The 17,079-nt window shown below is 68.4% G+C and carries 17 protein-coding genes; 11 read left to right on the top strand and 6 right to left on the bottom strand.

Features of this window, described 5'->3' with window-relative positions; genetic code table 11:
* The 3 genes from QFZ83_RS06910 to QFZ83_RS06900 form a co-directional block, all read right to left on the bottom strand.
* Window positions 1-1,248 (bottom strand): MFS transporter, encoded by a 1,248-nt coding sequence (locus QFZ83_RS06910; RefSeq protein WP_307504250.1) that lies wholly within the window; start codon window positions 1,246-1,248, stop codon window positions 1-3.
* Window positions 1,249-1,371: 123 nt separating this feature from the next.
* On the bottom strand, window positions 1,372-2,163 hold the full coding sequence (cysE, locus tag QFZ83_RS06905) for a serine O-acetyltransferase (protein WP_307512645.1): 792 nt from the start codon (window positions 2,161-2,163) through the stop codon (window positions 1,372-1,374).
* 57 nt (window positions 2,164-2,220) lie between these two features.
* Window positions 2,221-2,964, bottom strand: coding sequence for an RNA methyltransferase (locus QFZ83_RS06900; RefSeq protein ID WP_307512644.1), 744 nt, complete (start codon window positions 2,962-2,964; stop codon window positions 2,221-2,223).
* 132 nt (window positions 2,965-3,096) lie between these two features.
* On the opposite strand from QFZ83_RS06900, the gene QFZ83_RS06895 reads away from it, so the two are divergent.
* The 6 genes from QFZ83_RS06895 to QFZ83_RS06870 all read left to right on the top strand — a co-directional run bounded on the left by QFZ83_RS06895 (window position 3,097) and on the right by QFZ83_RS06870 (window position 10,890).
* Entirely contained in the window at window positions 3,097-4,152 is a 1,056-nt protein-coding gene (locus tag QFZ83_RS06895) for an inositol monophosphatase family protein (RefSeq protein ID WP_307504247.1), read from the top strand.
* Window positions 4,152-6,401, top strand: a complete 2,250-nt coding sequence (locus tag QFZ83_RS06890) for an FUSC family membrane protein (protein WP_307504243.1) — start codon at window positions 4,152-4,154, stop codon at window positions 6,399-6,401. The genes QFZ83_RS06895 and QFZ83_RS06890 overlap by 1 nt, the downstream gene beginning before the upstream one ends.
* Window positions 6,401-7,486: a mechanosensitive ion channel family protein gene (locus QFZ83_RS06885; RefSeq protein ID WP_307504241.1), complete on the top strand. Its 1,086-nt coding sequence runs from the start codon at window positions 6,401-6,403 to the stop codon at window positions 7,484-7,486. Before QFZ83_RS06890 ends, QFZ83_RS06885 begins: the two co-directional genes overlap by 1 nt.
* Before the next feature lie 76 nt (window positions 7,487-7,562).
* The gene (locus tag QFZ83_RS06880; RefSeq protein WP_307504238.1) at window positions 7,563-8,030 is read left to right on the top strand and encodes a helix-turn-helix transcriptional regulator; all 468 of its coding nucleotides are present in this window, start codon (window positions 7,563-7,565) and stop codon (window positions 8,028-8,030) included.
* Window positions 8,031-8,040: 10 nt separating this feature from the next.
* On the top strand, window positions 8,041-8,451 hold the full coding sequence (locus tag QFZ83_RS06875; protein WP_307504235.1) for a VOC family protein: 411 nt from the start codon (window positions 8,041-8,043) through the stop codon (window positions 8,449-8,451).
* A 33-nt stretch (window positions 8,452-8,484) separates the two neighbouring features.
* Window positions 8,485-10,890: an excinuclease ABC subunit UvrA gene (locus QFZ83_RS06870; protein WP_307504233.1), complete on the top strand. Its 2,406-nt coding sequence runs from the start codon at window positions 8,485-8,487 to the stop codon at window positions 10,888-10,890.
* Between the two features lie 33 nt (window positions 10,891-10,923).
* Here QFZ83_RS06870 and QFZ83_RS06865 read toward each other — a convergent pair whose 3' ends face one another.
* Window positions 10,924-11,802, bottom strand: coding sequence for an AraC family transcriptional regulator (locus tag QFZ83_RS06865; protein ID WP_307504230.1), 879 nt, complete (start codon window positions 11,800-11,802; stop codon window positions 10,924-10,926).
* Window positions 11,803-11,897: 95 nt separating this feature from the next.
* Here QFZ83_RS06865 and QFZ83_RS06860 point away from each other — a divergent pair, with 95 nt between their 5' ends.
* From QFZ83_RS06860 to QFZ83_RS06850, 3 genes are read left to right on the top strand one after another with little or no spacing between them, the layout of a single operon-like run.
* Entirely contained in the window at window positions 11,898-12,443 is a 546-nt protein-coding gene (locus tag QFZ83_RS06860; protein WP_013542492.1) for a carboxymuconolactone decarboxylase family protein, read from the top strand.
* A 56-nt stretch (window positions 12,444-12,499) separates the two neighbouring features.
* Complete coding sequence (locus QFZ83_RS06855) at window positions 12,500-13,069, top strand: redoxin family protein (protein WP_307504227.1); 570 nt, start codon at window positions 12,500-12,502, stop codon at window positions 13,067-13,069.
* A gap of 14 nt (window positions 13,070-13,083) precedes the next feature.
* Entirely contained in the window at window positions 13,084-13,791 is a 708-nt protein-coding gene (locus QFZ83_RS06850; RefSeq protein WP_307504225.1) for an MOSC domain-containing protein, read from the top strand.
* Window positions 13,792-13,842: 51 nt separating this feature from the next.
* Here QFZ83_RS06850 and QFZ83_RS06845 read toward each other — a convergent pair whose 3' ends face one another.
* Window positions 13,843-14,505 carry a suppressor of fused domain protein gene (locus QFZ83_RS06845; RefSeq protein ID WP_307504223.1) on the bottom strand — a complete coding sequence of 221 codons (663 nt, stop codon included), beginning with the start codon at window positions 14,503-14,505 and terminating at the stop codon, window positions 13,843-13,845.
* Between the two features lie 121 nt (window positions 14,506-14,626).
* Here QFZ83_RS06845 and QFZ83_RS06840 point away from each other — a divergent pair, with 121 nt between their 5' ends.
* Window positions 14,627-15,403 (top strand): YoaK family protein, encoded by a 777-nt coding sequence (locus tag QFZ83_RS06840; RefSeq protein WP_307504222.1) that lies wholly within the window; start codon window positions 14,627-14,629, stop codon window positions 15,401-15,403.
* Window positions 15,404-15,435: 32 nt separating this feature from the next.
* Here QFZ83_RS06840 and QFZ83_RS06835 read toward each other — a convergent pair whose 3' ends face one another.
* Window positions 15,436-15,981: a MarR family winged helix-turn-helix transcriptional regulator gene (locus QFZ83_RS06835; protein WP_307504219.1), complete on the bottom strand. Its 546-nt coding sequence runs from the start codon at window positions 15,979-15,981 to the stop codon at window positions 15,436-15,438.
* A 92-nt stretch (window positions 15,982-16,073) separates the two neighbouring features.
* Here QFZ83_RS06835 and QFZ83_RS06830 point away from each other — a divergent pair, with 92 nt between their 5' ends.
* The gene (locus QFZ83_RS06830) at window positions 16,074-17,075 is read left to right on the top strand and encodes a tripartite tricarboxylate transporter substrate binding protein (protein ID WP_307504217.1); all 1,002 of its coding nucleotides are present in this window, start codon (window positions 16,074-16,076) and stop codon (window positions 17,073-17,075) included.
* Window positions 17,076-17,079 lie beyond the last annotated feature (4 nt).

Genomic DNA, 17,079 nt, shown 5'->3' with positions numbered 1-17,079 from the left:
CTACCTCGCCACTCCCCGCCCCTTGCCACCCGCACTCCCATGCCGCGGAATCCAATACCCCAGCATCCCCGCCGCAGCAAAGGCGATCAGCCCGGTCGCCGCGATCCCCGCCGCAAGCGACAAGCCACCCGCCAGGAGAGACAGCAGCGCCGGCCCGCATGAAGACCCGATGTCGGACATCAACCGCCAGATGCCGAGAAAGTGCGCGCGCCCGTGGCGCGGCGAGTGGTCGGCGCCCAAGGTCATGATCATCCCCGAGCCGATGCCGTTGCCGAACCCGATTGCGAGGGAAGCGATCAGCAGCGTCACGACGCCAGTCGTGAGGGGCATCAGCAGCATGGCCAGCCCCATGATCAGCATCGACGGCACTGCGACCCAGCGCCTGCCTTTCCTGTCCATCACCTTGCCGGCCGGATAGAACACCAGCATGTCGATGCCGCCCGCCAGGCCGTAGATCAGCGACGCCACCGAGGGCGCGAGCATCAGGTGGTCGGCCCACAGCGGAATCACGGCCTGGCGCGAAGCGCGCACCGCGCTCACCAGCACCACGCCGATACCGAGCGTGAGGAACACACGGCGGTGATCGCGCAGCGTCGAGACGATGGAGGTCGAAGCCGGCGTGGCCTGCCCGGCAGGGACCGGCGGAGCTTCCAGGTCGGGGATGCGCGCGCCGATGGCCGCGGCCGCCATCACCGCCACGATGCCGACCACATAGGCCGCCCAGAGGCCGAACGCATGCACGGCCGCAGCCGCGAGAAACGGCCCAGCGAACATGCCGATGCGCATGACGCCGCCCAGTGTCGACAAGGCCCGCGCACGGTATTCGATGGGCACCGCCTCGGTCATGTAGCTCTGGCGCGCGAGGTTGTAGACCGCCTGCGACATGCCCACCATGAAGCAGCCCGTGGCGAACAGGCCCAGGTGCGAGGTCAGCACGCAAAGGAGCATGCCAAGGCCGCTCCACACACCCGCCGCGACGATGGCCCAGCGCTCGCCCCAGCGCATGGTGATCATCGAGGCGGGGATGTTGTTGAAGAGCGAGCCGATGCCGATCATCGCGATCACCAGCGCGGCCATGGGCACGGAAGCACCCAGGTCGCGCGCCGTCAGCGGCACGATCGGCAGGATGGCGCCCTCGCCCAAGCCGAACAAAAGCGAGGGGGCAAAAGCCGGTATGGCGATGCGCCACAGGGAGAAAGGGGGCGTGGGGGAAGACGTGGAAGTCGAAGCGGCGGGCGGGGATGACATGGGGAGAGAGCTCGGTTTCTTGCCACCGCGCGCCGGGTGGTCAAAGCAAAAGCGCCGCGATTGTCTCGCCGATGCCTGATGTCTGCAGGCGCTCGGGAACTCGGCAATCCTCCGAGAGCCCCGCTACTTCCCCACCAACTGCGTCAGCTTCTCCGCCTCGAAGCACTCACCCCGCGCCGCATCGCCGGGCACGCAGTCCTTGCTGCCCGGCTGCGCCGAGAGCTTCTCGATCGCCTGCCACAGCAGCGCGATCTGGTGCTCCTGGCTCGACGCGTTGTCGATCAGCCCGCGCATGGCCTGGCTCAGCGGATCGTCTTCCTGCGTGATGCCATAGGCGGAGAACTTCTGCGGCGCGGACACATCGGCGCTCTCGCCCGCCTTCGACGGAATGATGCGTGCGGGAATGCCCACCGCCGTCGCCCCGGCCGGCACCGGCTTGATGACCACCGCGTTGCTGCCGATCTTGGCGCCATCGCCGACGACGAAGCCGCCCAGCACCTTGGCGCCCGCGCTCACGACCACGTTCTTTCCCAGCGTCGGATGGCGCTTGGTGCCCTTGTAGAGCGAGGTGCCGCCCAGCGTCACGCCCTGGTAGATGGTGCAGCCGTCGCCGATTTCGGCCGTCTCGCCGACCACCACGCCCATCGCATGGTCGAAGAACACGCGCTCGCCGATCTTGGCTGCGGGATGGATCTCGATGCCGGTCATCCAGCGCGCCCAGTGCGCGATGAAGCGGGCAGGCCACTTGAATCCGTGCGTCCAGCAGGCATGCGCCCAGCGATGCAGCACCACGGCATGGAAGCCCGGGTAGACCGTCATCACTTCCCAGGCGCTGCGGGCCGCCGGGTCGCGTTCGAGGATGCACCGGATGTCGGCGCGCAGTCGAGAGAACATCGCTGCCCTTGTTGTCGTTATATCGATAGTGGGCGGGCAGTCTAAAGCCCGGTGTCTTCGCGTACTTTCGATGGGGTTTTAACTCGAAGAACCGCCCTTTGGGCCTTTGGCGGTGTCAGTCATGGCCTTGGCGATGCCGCGCAGGATGTGGATTTCCTCGGGTGTCGGCTGGGCCCGGTTGAACAACTGCTGCAGCCGCGGCATCAGTTTCTTCGGTGCGGCCGGATCGAGAAAGCCGATGTCCACCAGCGAGCGCTCCCAGTGATCGAGCATGCCCGCCACCGATTGCGCATCGGCCGCCTGCGCGGGTGCCGTGGCGTCGCGCACCTCATACCCGCCGAGCGCCAGCCGCCATTCATAGGCCACCACTTGGATGGCCGCGCCCAGGTTCAGCGAGCCGAATTTCGGGTCGGTCGGAATGCTCAGGGCCACATTGCAGCGGTAGACATCCTCATTGCGCATCCCGAAACGCTCGGAGCCGAACAGGAAGGCCACATGCTGCGCATCGCCCGCTTTCGCCAGCGGCTCCAGGTGTTCACGCGGCGTGCGCGTGGGCGGACCGAAGTCGCGCGGGATCATGGCGGTGGCGCACAGATGGGTCACGCCGTCGAGCGCTTCGTCCAGCGTCTCGACGACGCGGGCGTTGGTCAGCACGTCGAGCGCGCCGCTCGCGCGCTGGATGGTTTCTTCCCGCCGCAGCACGTTGGCCCAGCGCGGCGCCACCAGCACGAGGTCGTCGAAACCCATGGTTTTCATGGCGCGGGCGGCGGCGCCCACGTTGCCGGCGTGGCTGGTTTGGATCAGGATGAAACGGGTGCGCATGGGGGGTTTGGAGACACTAACGGGGCAGAGCCGGTAAAATGCCCGATTCTCGCCGCCCGCATCGCCGGGTCGCAGGGTCACCAAGAGCTCGCATTTTGGGGACCATTCCCACCGTTCTTCTCACAATCCAGAATGTCGTCCCCCAACCTGCATCCCATGCTCAATGTGGCCGTCAAGGCCGCACGCGCCGCCGGCGCCATCATCAACCGCGCCGCCCTCGACGTCGAATCGGTCCGCGTCTCGCAAAAGCACGTCAACGACTTCGTCACCGAAGTCGATCACGCCAGCGAGAAGGTCATCATCGAAACGCTGCTTGGCGCATACCCGGGGCACGGCATCCTGGCCGAAGAATCGGGCACCGAACACGGTGCAAAAGATTCCGACTACGTCTGGATCATCGATCCGCTCGACGGCACCACCAATTTCATTCACGGCTTCCCGGTCTACTGCGTGTCGATCGCGCTGTCGGTGCGCGGCAAGATCGAGCAGGCGGTCATCTATGACCCGAGCCGCAACGACCTCTTCACCGCCACCAAGGGCCGCGGCGCCTACATGAACGACCGGCGCATCCGCGTCTCCAAGCGCACCAAGCTGAGCGAGTGCCTGGTGTCCACCGGCTTCCCATTCCGCTCGGGCGACAACTTCAAGCAGTACCTGGCCATCATGGCGGACATGATGCCCCGCATGGCCGGCCTGCGCCGCCCCGGCGCTGCGGCCCTGGACCTCGCCTACGTGGCCGCCGGCTTCACCGACGCCTTCTTCGAAACCGGCCTCAATCCCTGGGACGTGGCCGCGGGTTCGCTGCTGGTCACCGAGGCCGGCGGCCTGATCGGCAACTTCACCGGCGAGCCCGAATTCCTCGAGCAGCGCGAGTGCCTGGCCGGCGCCCCGCGCATCTACGGCCAGATCGTGCCGCTGCTCGCCAAGTACTCGAAGTTCGCCAACGTGGACGACAAGCTGCGCGCCAGCGACCGCGTGCGCGCCGTCTCGGCCTCGACCAAGTCGAATGCCGACGACGCCTCGGTCGATCTCTACGCCCGCAGCACGGTGGCCGATTTCGCCGACGAGGCGGCCGAGGGTGAAGCACCTGCCGTGGCACCCAAGCCAGTGCAGCGCAAGCTCACCCGCATCCGCCGCGACGCCCCTGCCGCCGGTAGCCCCTCCGAGGGCGACGCTCCCGCCAAGTGATGACGGGGCCCAGCGCAGCCGTCCGGGTCCGAGCCGCGTTGCGCATTGCGCTCAGCCACTACGTGGCGAGCGGGCTCACCGTCGCGCTCGGCCTCCTGTTCATTTCGGGTGGCGTGCACCTCTGGCTCGGCACCATCGCCGCGTCGGCCGCGGCCACCGGCGTGATCGTCACCGCGCCGCCCGACCTGCCCGGCCCGCGCCGCGGCAAGTTCTTCCAGATGCTGCCGGCGCCGCTCATCGGCCTGCCGCTGTTCTTCGCGGTGCAGATGCTGCACACCGCGCCCATCCGCCTTGGCCTGCTGCTGGTGCCGGCCACCTTCATGGCGTTCCTCGCCATGGCCTGGGGCAAGCGCGGCATTCCCATCGCCATCGCGGTGATGTTCTCGATGATCTTCTCGATGGCCACGCCCGCGCCGGTCGACATGGCCGAGGCCATCCTGCGCACCTGGCATTTCGGGCTGGGCGCGGGGCTGTACGTGATCTGGGCGACGCTCGCGAACCTCGCGCTGAACGGGCGCTTTCGCACCCAGTCGGTGGCCGACGTGCTCTATTCGCTGGCCGCGCTCATGCGCACGGAGGCCGGCCAGTTCACCCCGCAGGACGAAACCCGCGACATCCGCGACACGCCCGCTCCGGTGCTGGGCCAGTTGCTGCGAGAACAGGCCGCATTGGCCGACCAACTACAGGCCACGCGCGACATCGTCCTTGAATCGCCCCGCACGCCGCGCCGCCAGCGCCTCGCGGCCATGCTGGTGATCGTGCTCGAGATGCGCGACCAGTTGCTCGCAAGCGAACTCGACCTCGACGCGCTGCTGGCCCACCCCGCTCACGCCGATGCGCTGATCGAAATGCGCCGCGTGCTCGAAGAGCTTTCCGACGAAACCATCGCCCTCGCGGACGCGCTCATGCTGGGCCGCCACCCCGACCCGGTGACCGACCGCCGCCCGCGCCTCGCGGCCATCCACGTGACTGCGGACGACGAGCACCACCACGGCCATCCGAATCTGTCGGGCCCGACCGCCGCGATGCTCGCGCGCGGCCTTGCGAGCCGCATCGGCCACATCAACGACGAGGTGCTGCGCCTGTCGGCCATGGCGCGCGGCGATGCCGAGCCCAACCTCGCCGTGGTGCGCGCCAACTGGCAGCTCTTCGTGAGCCCGACCGACTGGACCTGGCGCCCCTTCTTCACGCTGTGGCGCTGGGACCAGCCGCCGCTGCGCCACGCGATCCGTGCCGCGCTGGCCATTGCCGCCGGCTATGCCATCGCGGTGTCGATGCCCTGGGGCTCGCACGATTACTGGATATTGCTGACCATCGTCGTGGTGCTGCGCGGCAGCCTCTCGCAGACGCTGGAGCGGCGCAACGCCCGCGTGGCCGGCACGCTGCTCGGTTGCGTGCTCGCGGTGGGTCTGCTTTCGGCGCACCCGTCAGCGCTGTGGCTGCTGGTCATCGTGACTGTCGCGCAGGCCATTGCGCACAGCTTCGCGGTGCGGCGCTACCTCATCACCGCGGTGGCGGCCACGGTCCTCGGCCTCGTGCAGGCGCACATGCTGAACACCGGCACCGCGCCCATCTTCGCGCTGTTCGAGCGCATCGCAGACACGCTCATCGGCGCCGCGCTCGCCTGGGGCTTCTGCTACGTGCTGCCCTCGTGGGAGCGCACGCAGATCCCCGCGCTGGTGGCGCGCGTGCTCACCGCGCAGGCCCGGCATGCGCGCCTTGCGCTCGGCCTCGGCCAACTGCAGGCCATCGACAGCAGCCCCGAGCTCGAATGGCGGCTCGCGCGCCGCGAGGCCTTCGACAGCCTCTCGGCGCTGGTTCAGGCCACGCAGCGCGCCCTCTCCGAGCCGCGCGCGGTGCAGCCGCCGCTGGAACCGCTGGAGCACCTGCAGGCCCACAGCTACCAGATGCTCGCGCAGCTGAGCGCCGTCAAATCGATGCTTGTGCTGCGGCGCGACCGCCTCACGCCGGGCGAGGTCGAGGGCCCGCTCGCGCGCACTGCGCAACGAATCGAGGCCGCCATCGGAACTATGCCGACCACCGGCCCCTCTCAACCCGAGAGTCCGGGCTCCACCACGGTGGGCGGCCCGATTCCCCTGCCCGATCCGTTCGACAACGACATCAGCCCCTGGCTGCTGCGCCGACTCGACCTGGCGACGGCCCTTGCCACGCAGCTGCGCGACGACGCGGCGCGGATTCTTCAACCTCTGAACGAGACAACAGAAGCAACAGCTACCACCACCGCCTGATGACCCACGAGATCCTTGCCCACCCCTGGTTCGGCACCTGGCTTGCCGTCCTCGTCGCCGTTCCGCTCGCCCTTCTTGTCCACCGCATCGGCGGCCTTGTGCTGCGCCGCATCACCCGGCCCGTGCCCGCGGTGCATGCGATGGTCGTCAACATCCAGCCGGCGGCAAGGCTGGCGCTGCCGCTCCTGGCGCTGCTGCTGGTGTTCCAGGCCGCCCCCGACGACCTGCGCTTCATCGCGAACGTGCGGCACCTCACCGGCCTGCTGCTCATCGCGGCCACCACATGGCTGCTGGTGCGCGCCATCAGCGGCTTTGCCGACGGCGTGCTCGCGCAGCACCCCTCGGACGTGGCCGACAACCTGCAGGCGCGCCGCGTGCTCACGCAAACGCGCGTGCTCGCGCGCACCGCGATGACGGTGGTCATGGTGGCCGGCGGCGCGATGATGCTCATGACCTTTCCGGGCGCACGCCAGGTCGGCGCGAGCCTTTTGGCCTCGGCCGGCGTGATCGGCATCGTGGCCGGCCTTGCGGCCAAGCCGGTCTTCAGCAACCTCATCGCGGGCCTGCAGATCGCGCTCGCGCAGCCGATCCGCATCGACGACGTGCTGGTGGTCGAAGGCGAATGGGGCCGCGTGGAAGAGATCACCGGCACCTTCGTCGTGCTCAAGATCTGGGACGAGCGGCGCCTCATCCTGCCGCTCAGCTATTTCATCGAGAAACCGTTCCAGAACTGGACGCGCCACTCGGCGCAGCTGCTCGGCTCGGTGTTCATCTACCTCGACTACGGCATGCCGCTCGCGCCTCTGCGCGCCGAGGTCGAGCGCATCGTGAAGGCCGCGCCCGAATGGGATGGCCGCTTCTTCAACCTGCGCGTGACCGACACCACCGAGCGCACGATGCAGGTCCGCGTGCTCTGCACCGCCGCCACCTCGGGCCTGGCCTTCGATCTGCGCTGCAGCGTGCGCGAGGGGCTCATCGAATTCATGCAGCGCGAGTACCCGCAGTTCCTGCCGAAGATGCGCGTCGAGGCCGATCCGCCGATGGCTCCCAGCTCGGCCACTTCGCCTGCCTTGGCCGGCGCCTGACCGGCCGACTCCGAAGATTCGTAGCCGCCTCGCGGGCGGCTTGAGCGCGCCGGCGCACCGTGGCACGATCCCGCGGATGACCGGCAGACCCACCGAAGCGCAGCAACTGCGCGACCTCGCCACGCTGCGCCGCGTGCGCGACCGCATCGATCGCGAATACACGCAGCCGCTGGACGTCGAGACGCTCGCGCGCCATGCGGGCATGTCCGCCGGCCACCTGAGCCGCCAGTTCCGCATCGCCTACGGCGAGCCGCCCTACGCCTACCTCATGACCCGGCGCATCGAGCGCGCGATGGCCCTGCTGCGCCGCGGCGACATGAGCGTGACCGAGGTGTGCTTCGCGGTCGGCTGCGGGTCGCTGGGCACCTTCACCACCCGCTTCACCGAACTGGTCGGCGTGCCGCCCGGCGTCTACCGCCGGCAGGACGCGAACACGACCGAGGGCATGCCGTCGTGCGTGGCGAGGCAGGTGACGCGACCGATCAGGAATCGAGAAGCGCCGGCGCCACAGCCGGAATTAGCATCGCGGGCCGAACCCAACTAGCACCATTGCCATGGACATCACCATCCACTCGACCTTTCTTCCCCACAGCGACGCAGAGAGCTCGCTGGCCTTCTACCGCGACACCCTCGGCTTCGAGATCCGCAAGGACGTCGGCTACGGCGGCATGCGCTGGATCACCGTCGGCCCCGTGGGCCAGCCCGGCGTTTCCATCGTGCTGTACCCGCCGGCCGCCACACCCGGCATCACCGACGAAGAGCGCCGCACCATCACCCAGATGATGGCCAAGGGCACCTACGCCACGATGCTGCTGGCCACCCAGGACCTGGACGCCGCCTTCGCGAAACTGCAGGCCGCCGACGCAGAGATCGTCGAGGAACCGACCGAGCAGCCGTACGGCGTGCGCGATTGCGCGGTGCGCGATCCGGCGGGCAACATGATCCGCATCCAGCAACTGCGCTGAACCGCCCGACAAAAAGAAAACGATGGAGACCTGATGAGCAGCAGCAAAGCCCCGAAGAAGGACACGCCGAAGCAAACGCCGAAGACCACGCCCCACCCCGCCGACCACCACGACATGATCCGCGTGCAGGGCGCGCGCGTGAACAACCTGAAGGACATCAGCGTCGAGTTGCCCAAGCGCCGGCTCACCGTGTTCACCGGCGTCTCGGGCTCGGGCAAAAGCTCATTGGTCTTTGGCACCATCGCCGCGGAGTCGCAGCGGCTCATCAACGAAACCTACAGCGCCTTCGTGCAGGGCTTCATGCCGACGCTCGCGCGGCCCGAGGTCGATGTGCTCGACGGCCTCACGACCGCGATCATCGTGGACCAGGAGCGCATGGGCGGCGACCCGCGCTCCACCGTCGGCACCGCGACCGATGCCAACGCGATGCTGCGCATTCTCTTCAGCCGCCTCGGCAAGCCGCACATCGGCCCGCAGAGCGCCTTTGCCTTCAACGTGCCCTCGGTGAAGGCGACCGGCGCCATCACCGTGGAGCGCGGCGCCAGCAAGACGGTGAAGCAGACCTTCAACCGCACCGGCGGCATGTGCCCGCGCTGCGAGGGCCGGGGCGCCGTGACGGACTTCGACCTGACGGCGTTCTACGACGACAGCAAATCGCTCAACGAAGGCGCGCTCACCATTCCGGGCTTCAGCATGGAGGGCTGGTACGGCCGCATCTTCAACGGCTGCGGCTTCTTCGACCCCGACAAGCCGATCCGCAAGTTCACCAAGAAAGAGCTCGATGCGCTGCTTCGCATGGAGCCGACCAAGATCAAGGTCGATGGCATCAACCTCACCTACCAGGGGCTGATTCCGCAGGTGCAGAAATCATTCCTCGCGAAGGACGTCGATGCGATGCAGCCGCATATCCGCGCCTTCGTGGAGCGCGCCGTCACCTTCAGCACCTGCCCCGAATGCAACGGCACGCGGCTGAGCGAAGGCGCGCGGTCTTCCAAGATCAAGAAGATCAACATCGCCGACGCCTGCGCGATGCAGATCAGCAACCTCGCCGAATGGGTGCGCGGCCTCGACGAACCCTCGGTCGCGCCGCTGCTCGAGAAGCTCGCGCACACGCTCGACTCGTTCGTGGAAATCGGTCTCGGCTACCTGAGTCTCGACCGCCCCTCGGGCACGCTCTCGGGCGGCGAGGCGCAGCGCACGAAGATGATCCGCCACCTCGGCTCCTCGCTCACCGACGTGACCTACGTTTTCGACGAGCCGACCATCGGCCTGCATCCGCACGACATCCAGCGCATGAACAATTTGCTGCTGCGGCTGCGCGACAAGGGCAACACCGTGCTCGTGGTGGAGCACAAGCCCGAGGCCATCGCGATCGCGGACCATGTGGTGGACCTCGGCCCTGGCGCGGGCTCAGCGGGCGGCACCATCTGCTTCGAGGGCACGGTCGATGAACTCCGCGCGAGCACCACCCTCACCGGCCGGCATCTCGATGACCGCGCCACGCTCAAGAAGAAGGTGCGCACGCCCAGCGGCAAGCTGCCGATCCGTGGCGCAAAGGCGCACAACCTGCGCAACGTCAGCGTCGACGTGCCGCTCGGCGTGCTCGTCGTCGTGACCGGCGTGGCGGGCTCGGGCAAGAGCTCGCTGGTGCATGGGTCCATTCCCGCAGGCGCGGGCGTGGTGTCGGTCGACCAGGGTTCGATCCGCGGCTCGCGGCGCAGCAACCCCGCGACCTACACCGGGCTGCTCGATCCGATCCGCAACGCCTTCGCCAAGGCCAACGGCGTGAAGCCCGCGCTCTTCAGCGCCAACTCCGAAGGCGCCTGCCCCGCGTGCAACGGCGCGGGCGTCATCTACACCGACCTCGCGATGATGGCCGGCGTCGCCACGGTCTGCGAGGAGTGCGAAGGCAAGCGCTTTCACGCCTCGGTGCTCGAGCACAAGCTCGGCAAGCGCGACATCAGCGAAGTGCTCGCCATGTCCGTCACCGAGGCCACCGAGTTCTTCGGCGCGGGCGATGCGCACACCCCGGCCGCGCACGCCATCCTCGAACGGCTCGCCGACGTCGGCCTCGGTTACTTGAGCCTCGGCCAGCCGCTCACCACGCTTTCGGGCGGCGAGCGCCAGCGCCTGAAGCTCGCCACGCACATGGCCGAGAAAGGCGGCATCTACGTGCTCGACGAGCCGACCGCCGGCCTGCACCTGGCCGATGTCGAGCAACTGCTCGGCCTGCTCGACCGGCTGGTCGATGCGGGCAAGTCGGTCATCGTGGTGGAGCACCACCAGGCGGTGATGGCGCATGCGGACTGGATCATCGACCTCGGGCCCGGCGCGGGGCATGACGGCGGGAAGGTCGTGTTCGAAGGCACGCCGGCGGATCTGGTGAAGGCGCGTGCGACGTTGACGGGCAAGCACCTCGCGGCGTACGTGGGCGGCTGACTCCGCAGCAACGGCACGGGCGCGCTGGCCTGGCTAGGACTGCCGCGCCAGCCACTCGCGCGGCGATGCGCCCAGCTTCTGCGCAAAGAGCCGGGACAGCGCCGATGCGTTGGCATAGCCGAGTTCGTCGGCCACCGTCTTCACCGATGCGCCGCCGACCAGTGCGGCCTGCGCAATGGTCAGGCGCCAGTTGGCGAGGTAGTCCGCCGGCGTGGCGCCCACCACCGCCTTGAAGCGGGCGGCGAAGGCGCTGCGCGACATGCCCGCCTTCGCGGCCATCTGCTCGAGCATCCAGGGCTCGCCGGGTTGCTCGTGCAGCGCGACGAGCACGCGCGCGAGTGGCGGGTCGCCCAGCCCCGTGAGCAGCCCCGGGGGCAAGTCGGCGCGCTCCGGATGATCGAGCAGCCAGCGCAGCAACTGGATCAGCACCACCTCGAAGAGCCGGTCCGCCAGCAGCCGGTGCCCGCACTGCACCCGGGTGGTCTCCGCGAAAAGCAGTGCGAGCGACTGTTCGAGGCCATCGACTGCGTGCAGCGGAAGCCGGATCAGCGCGGGCAGCGCACGCACCAGCGGATGCGCGCCGCCGCCCTCGAAGTCGAGCGTGGCGCAGACGAAATCCGATCCTTCGGATGGGGCGTTGTGGAAATCGTGCGCGAGCGGCCGCGGGTAGAAAAGCAGGGTCGGCTCCTTCACGACCACCTTGCGCGGCACGCCCGCGCGCGCCCGATGCGTGACGACCATCTCGCCGCGGCGCAGCACATGCAGGAAGCCGCGCCCTTCCTTGGCGGCGAAGGTCGTCACGCCGCACAACGGACCGGCATGGAACAGGTGCGCGCGCACATGAAAGCGCTCCAGCAAGGCTGACAGACGATCGAGAGGCGGTGCGGCGGCGGCGGCAGCGACGTTTGGCATTGGACGAAAAGGTATCTTATATGGACAAAATCATCCAAATCATACGCCGCCCGCGCAGACACTCGTTCCATCACATCACTTCAAAGGACCGCACCATGTCTCGCATCGAACTCGTCTCCGACACCGCAGCCACCGGCGAAGCCAAGGCCCTGCTCTCGCAGATCCACGGCGCCTTCGGCGCAACGCCCAACATGTTCCGCGCCGTTGCCAATTCACCGGCGGCGCTCAAGAGCATGTGGGGCGCGTTCGGCGCACTCGGCGGCGGCGTGATCCCCGCGCAACTGGGCGAGCAGATCGCCGTGGCCGTGGCCGACCGCAACGCCTGCCACTACTGCCTGGCGGCGCACACCGCGCTGGGCCGCAAGGCCGGCGCGTCGGCGGCGGACATGGCGGCCGCGCAGGCCGGTGAATCGGCCGACCCGCGCACGGCCGCGGCGCTGCGCTTTGCGCTGAAGCTCGTCGACGCGCGCGGCCAGGTCGATGCGGCCGACGTGCAGGCACTGCGCGCAGCGGGCTTCGACGACGCGCACATCGTGGAGATCGTGGCGCACGTGGCCTTGAATCTCTTCACCAACTATGTGAACGTGGCGCTCGAGGTGCCGGTCGATTTTCCGGGCGTGAAGCTGCGCACGGCCGCCTGACATCCACTGGTCCACTGATCCACTGCGCCCCCGGCCTCGAAGAAAGGAGCCCCGACATGTTCACAACCTTCGCCGAAGCACCGGCCCTGCAGGTCAGCCGCTGGCTCAACACCGAGGTGCCCCTCACGCTTGAATCGCTGCGCGGCCGGGTGGTGGTGCTGCATGCCTTCCAGATGCTGTGCCCGGCCTGCGTGTCGCACGCGCTGCCGCAAGCGAAGAAGACGCGCCAGCTCTTCGCGGCCAGCGACGTGGCCGTGATCGGGCTGCACACGGTCTTCGAGCACCACGACGTCATGACGGCCGCGGCGCTGGACGCGTTCGTGCACGAATACCGCTACACCTTTCCGATCGGCATCGACACCCCTTCGCAAGGCAGCATTCCGGCCACGATGCGCGAATACCAGCTGCAGGGCACGCCGAGCACCGTGCTCATCGACAGGCGCGGCCGCATCCGGCTGAGCCACTTCGGGCTGCTGGATGACATGGCGCTCGGCGGCGCCATCGGACAGTTGGCGGCGGAGGATGCACCCACGGCGCTGGCGGCAGACCCGTCGAACCAGGCGCCGTCCGCCTTGCAGGCCGCCGGACGTTGCGACGACGATGGGTGCCCCACCGGCGCCACCTGAAGGAGCCCGAACGCATGACGCTGTCCGCTTGCCCCATCGACGCGCTGCTCGTTGGCGCCGTGGCCCCGCTGCCCGATGGCCGCTCGCCAAGCGGCATCCGCAAGTCCGCCACCGACCGTGCGCTGTGGCTCTCGCCGACCGGCCTGCAAGGCGATGCGCAGGCCGACCTGCGCGTTCACGGCGGCCCCGAGAAAGCCGTGCACCACTACCCGCGGGAGCACTACGCGCATTGGGCTTCGCGCAGCGGCCGCGCCGACCTGCTCGCCAACGCCGGTGCATTCGGCGAGAACGTCTCCACGCGCGGCTGGGACGAATCGAATGTCTGCATCGGCGATGTGGTGCGCCTGGGCGAGGCACTGGTGCAGGTGTCGCAAGGCCGCCAGCCTTGCTGGAAACTCGATGTGCATTTCGGCGAGCCCGGCACGGCGCGCGAAATGCAGGCGAGCGGCCGCACGGGCTGGTACTACCGCACCCTGGAGCCCGGCTGGGTGCGCAGCGGCGCAGAGGCGACGTTGGTCGAGAGGCCCCATCCGCAGTGGCCCTTGTCCCGCCTCATCGCGCTGCTGTTCTCGCGCGATGCGCGCTTTGCGCCCGAATGGGCACTGGCCGCCGAATTGCCGGCGCTCGCCGAGCGCTGGCGGCGAACGTTCGGCAAGCGCGTGGCGTCCAGCAGCGTGGAAGACTGGGAGCCCCGGCTGCGCACGCCACCGCCGGAGGCGTGATCTCCGCTCGGCGGCAAGCAACTCGCGGCGTACGCCGGCAACCGGTTGGCTTCAGGCGACGGCCTTGCGCCCCGGGTCCGTCACTGGAAAGCCGCCGTGCACTTCGAGCAGCCGCACCAGCGCTTCGGAGCTGTGCGCCTTGGCCCAATCTTTCTCGGAATCTGTGATGCCGACCACATGCAGAAAGTCGAACTTGCCCGAAGCCAGCTGCGCCGTGGCGGGGTAGTGCTTCGGCTCGGCCAGCACGATGTTCCGCAGGCCCACTGCCCCCTTCGCGCGGATCACATCGCCCATCGGAATGCGGTCGCCGTAGTCGAGCAGCGGCTTGTCTTCGCCGAAGCGCCCGTGTGCGAGCAGCACGTTGAAGGCCAGCACCCGGCGCAGGAGCTTGATCGTCCACTGGTCCTCGGGCTGCTCCGCCACCTCGATGACCAGTTCGGAGCCGAGCCATGAATAGTCCTCGGGGTCGTATTCGTCGGGCTCCGTTCCCCAAGGTGTCGACCCACCGGAGGTGACGTAGAGCCACGAGTTGCGCGCGGGCGTCGGCTCGAACTCGAACACGCCCAGGTGCAGCCAGGCCGGGTCGATGTCCTCGGCGCCGAGCGACGAGAACACATCGAAGTCCAGCACGTAGATGCCGCTGCGCTTGTCGCCGAACAGCTGCGGATAGAGCGTCTCCTCGCGGTACGCCCAGACTTCTTCCATGGAACTCATCGGCTTCTCCTTCTTGTCAGTGCCCTGTCCGGGCAGTGCCCTGTCCGGGCCGGCCAGAGCATAGGCTGAGAACCGGACCGAAGGCCGACAATGGAAGCCTCCACCCCAGCGCCCCATCCCCATGCGAAGACTGCGCTTTCTCACCAGCCGGCACCGCACGCCCTCGACCAACCGGGCGCTGGGCCTGCTGCTGGCCTTCAATGCCGGCGCGGTGAACGCGGGCGGGTTCCTGGTGCTGCACATGTACACCTCGCACATGACCGGCTTCGCCTCTCAACTGGCCGATGGGCTCGTGCTGGGCAACACCCGGCTGCTGCTCAATGCGCTGGGAGCCGTGCTGGCGTTTCTCTCGGGCGCGGCCGTGTGCGCGGTGCTGGTGAACTGGGGGCGGCAGCAGCGCCTGCACAGCGTGTATGCGCTGCCGCTGCTGCTGGAGGCCGCGTTGATGCTTCCCTTCGGCCTCATGGGCGCCGTGACCCTCACCTGGGCCACGCCCTTCGCTGTGCCGCTCACCGTGCTGCTGCTTTCCTTCATCATGGGCCTGCAGAACGCTGTCGCCTCCAAGACCTCCGGAGGCAGCATCCGCACCACGCACATGACCGGCAACATCACCGACCTGGGGATGGAAATCGGCAAGCTGCTCTACTGGAACCGCAAGCCCGACAGCACTTCCACGACCACCCCCGCCGTGCGACACGACCGCAGCCGCATGCGCAGGGCCGCGGGGCTCATCGCCATGTTCGTGCTCGGCGGCGTGGTCGGCGCGCTCGGCTTCACGCACGTGGGGTTCGTGTGCGTGGTGCCGTTGGCGGCGCTGCTGCTCGCGCTGTCGGTGCCGCCGTTCATGCGGGATCTTCCGCGCAGCGGGTTGCGGGTTCGGTTCGGCAAGACGCCTTAGCCGAGTGGATCGCGACCGGTTCAAGCGTCACGTCACGGCGACCGGGATGAAGATGGGCTGCTGCTCGCCCCTCGCCGCCCCCGATCCGCCTTGGGCAAAACGGCCTCCTGCACCATCCGCTCGGCCTTGGCCTGCAGCAGATTAAGCGAGGCATCGAATCGCGCCGCATCGTCCGCATCCAGCGCCTTCATCAGGTCGCCATTGATCTTCGTCACCAGCGGAAAGAGCGCGTCGTACAGCGCCTGCCCCGCTTCCGTGAGGCCCAGTTGCACCTGCCGCCGATCGCCGGCCTTGGCCACCCGCGAGATCAGTTGCTTTGCGACCAGCGAGCCCACCGCCTTCGAGGTGCGCGCCCGGTCCAGTTGCGCATGCTCGGCCAGTTGCGACGAGCTCAGTTCGCCTCGGCTGGCCAGCACCGCGATCAACCGCCACTCGCGCCGCGTGATGCCGAAGCGCCCTTCGCACAGCCGGATCACCATGCTTCCCGCCACCGAAAGCAGCCGCGACATCCGGTAGAGCAGCAGGTCGTCGAGCGGGCGGCGTGGCGCGGCAGCATCGACTGTGGCGGCGGCGGGCATCTGGGGTTAGTCCGGGGTATGGTTGATTAGATCAATCGACTGTAGCGTCTCTAAAGTCGTTCGCCATCGACCGAGAACCCGGAGAACCGCCCATGCCCAGCAGCAGCCTTGCCTTCGACCGCCGCCATGCACTCGCCGCATTGGGCGGCCTGGCGCTCGCACCGCTGGCCGACCTTGCGCATGCGCAGCCAGCCTTCGTGCCCGGCCAGCCGATCAAGGTGCTGATCGGCGTGCCGGCCGGCGGCACGCAGGACGTGCTGACCCGCGCCATCGCGCAGCAGGTGCGCGACTCGCTCGGCCCGCTCATCATCGACAACCGTTCGGGCGCGGCGGGCCGCATCGCCGTGGAAGCGGTGAAGACCGCGCCGCCCGACGGCCACACGCTGCTGCTGGGCACGGCCAGCATGATGACGATGTTCCCGAGCGCGTACCGCAACCTCTCGTACGACCCGGTGAAGGACTTCATTCCGCTCTTGAACGCGGCCCGGTTCGAACTCGCGCTCACCGTGCACAAGGACGTGCCCGCCAACACGCTTCCCGAATTCATCATCTGGGCCAAGGCACAGGGCGACAAGCTGAGCTTCGGCTCCTACGGCGCGGGCACGCCCTCGCACTTTCTCGGCGAAATGCTCAACCGCGCGGCCGGCTTGAAGATGGTGCACGTGCCCTATCGCGGCTCCACGCCCGCGCGGCAGGACCTGATGGGCGGCACCGTGCCCGTGTACTTCGACACCGTCGGCGGCGCGCAGCAGATGCTGCCTTCGGGCCGCGTGAAGGTGCTGGCCACCAGCGGCGAGAAGCGCTCGCCGCTCATGCCCAACCTGCCGTGCTTCGTGGAGGCCGGCTACAAGGACGTGGTCGCGACCGCATGGTTCGCTTACTACGCACCGCTGAAGACACCGCCTGCCACCGTCGACAAGCTGCGCGCCGAACTCACCCGCGCCGTGAACACGCGCGAGGTGCGGCAACTCCTGCTGCAGAACGGCATGTACCCCCTCGCCGATGGCAGCGACGCGCTTTTGAAGACCATGCGCGAAGACACGACACGCTGGGCCGGCATCATGAAGGCCGTGAACTTCCAGGCGAACGACTGAAGAC

This window comes from Variovorax sp. W1I1 (genome assembly GCF_030815625.1).
Taxonomy (GTDB): Bacteria; Pseudomonadota; Gammaproteobacteria; order Burkholderiales; family Burkholderiaceae_C; genus Variovorax; species Variovorax paradoxus_C.
This window is presented reverse-complemented; position numbering and strand designations above follow the sequence as displayed.

Coding starts and splice junctions, on each gene's coding strand:
- QFZ83_RS06880 (WP_307504238.1), top strand. CDS start 7,563: ATGACCGGCAGACCCACCGAAGCGCAGCAACTGCGCGACCTCGCCACG.
- QFZ83_RS06855 (WP_307504227.1), top strand. CDS start 12,500: ATGTTCACAACCTTCGCCGAAGCACCGGCCCTGCAGGTCAGCCGCTGG.
- QFZ83_RS06865 (WP_307504230.1), bottom strand. CDS start 11,802: ATGCCAAACGTCGCTGCCGCCGCCGCCGCACCGCCTCTCGATCGTCTG.
- QFZ83_RS06895 (WP_307504247.1), top strand. CDS start 3,097: ATGTCGTCCCCCAACCTGCATCCCATGCTCAATGTGGCCGTCAAGGCC.
- QFZ83_RS06875 (WP_307504235.1), top strand. CDS start 8,041: ATGGACATCACCATCCACTCGACCTTTCTTCCCCACAGCGACGCAGAG.
- QFZ83_RS06850 (WP_307504225.1), top strand. CDS start 13,084: ATGACGCTGTCCGCTTGCCCCATCGACGCGCTGCTCGTTGGCGCCGTG.
- QFZ83_RS06845 (WP_307504223.1), bottom strand. CDS start 14,505: ATGAGTTCCATGGAAGAAGTCTGGGCGTACCGCGAGGAGACGCTCTAT.
- QFZ83_RS06860 (WP_013542492.1), top strand. CDS start 11,898: ATGTCTCGCATCGAACTCGTCTCCGACACCGCAGCCACCGGCGAAGCC.
- QFZ83_RS06835 (WP_307504219.1), bottom strand. CDS start 15,981: ATGCCCGCCGCCGCCACAGTCGATGCTGCCGCGCCACGCCGCCCGCTC.
- QFZ83_RS06900 (WP_307512644.1), bottom strand. CDS start 2,964: ATGCGCACCCGTTTCATCCTGATCCAAACCAGCCACGCCGGCAACGTG.
- QFZ83_RS06870 (WP_307504233.1), top strand. CDS start 8,485: ATGAGCAGCAGCAAAGCCCCGAAGAAGGACACGCCGAAGCAAACGCCG.
- QFZ83_RS06910 (WP_307504250.1), bottom strand. CDS start 1,248: ATGTCATCCCCGCCCGCCGCTTCGACTTCCACGTCTTCCCCCACGCCC.
- QFZ83_RS06830 (WP_307504217.1), top strand. CDS start 16,074: ATGCCCAGCAGCAGCCTTGCCTTCGACCGCCGCCATGCACTCGCCGCA.
- QFZ83_RS06890 (WP_307504243.1), top strand. CDS start 4,152: ATGACGGGGCCCAGCGCAGCCGTCCGGGTCCGAGCCGCGTTGCGCATT.
- QFZ83_RS06840 (WP_307504222.1), top strand. CDS start 14,627: ATGCGAAGACTGCGCTTTCTCACCAGCCGGCACCGCACGCCCTCGACC.
- QFZ83_RS06885 (WP_307504241.1), top strand. CDS start 6,401: ATGACCCACGAGATCCTTGCCCACCCCTGGTTCGGCACCTGGCTTGCC.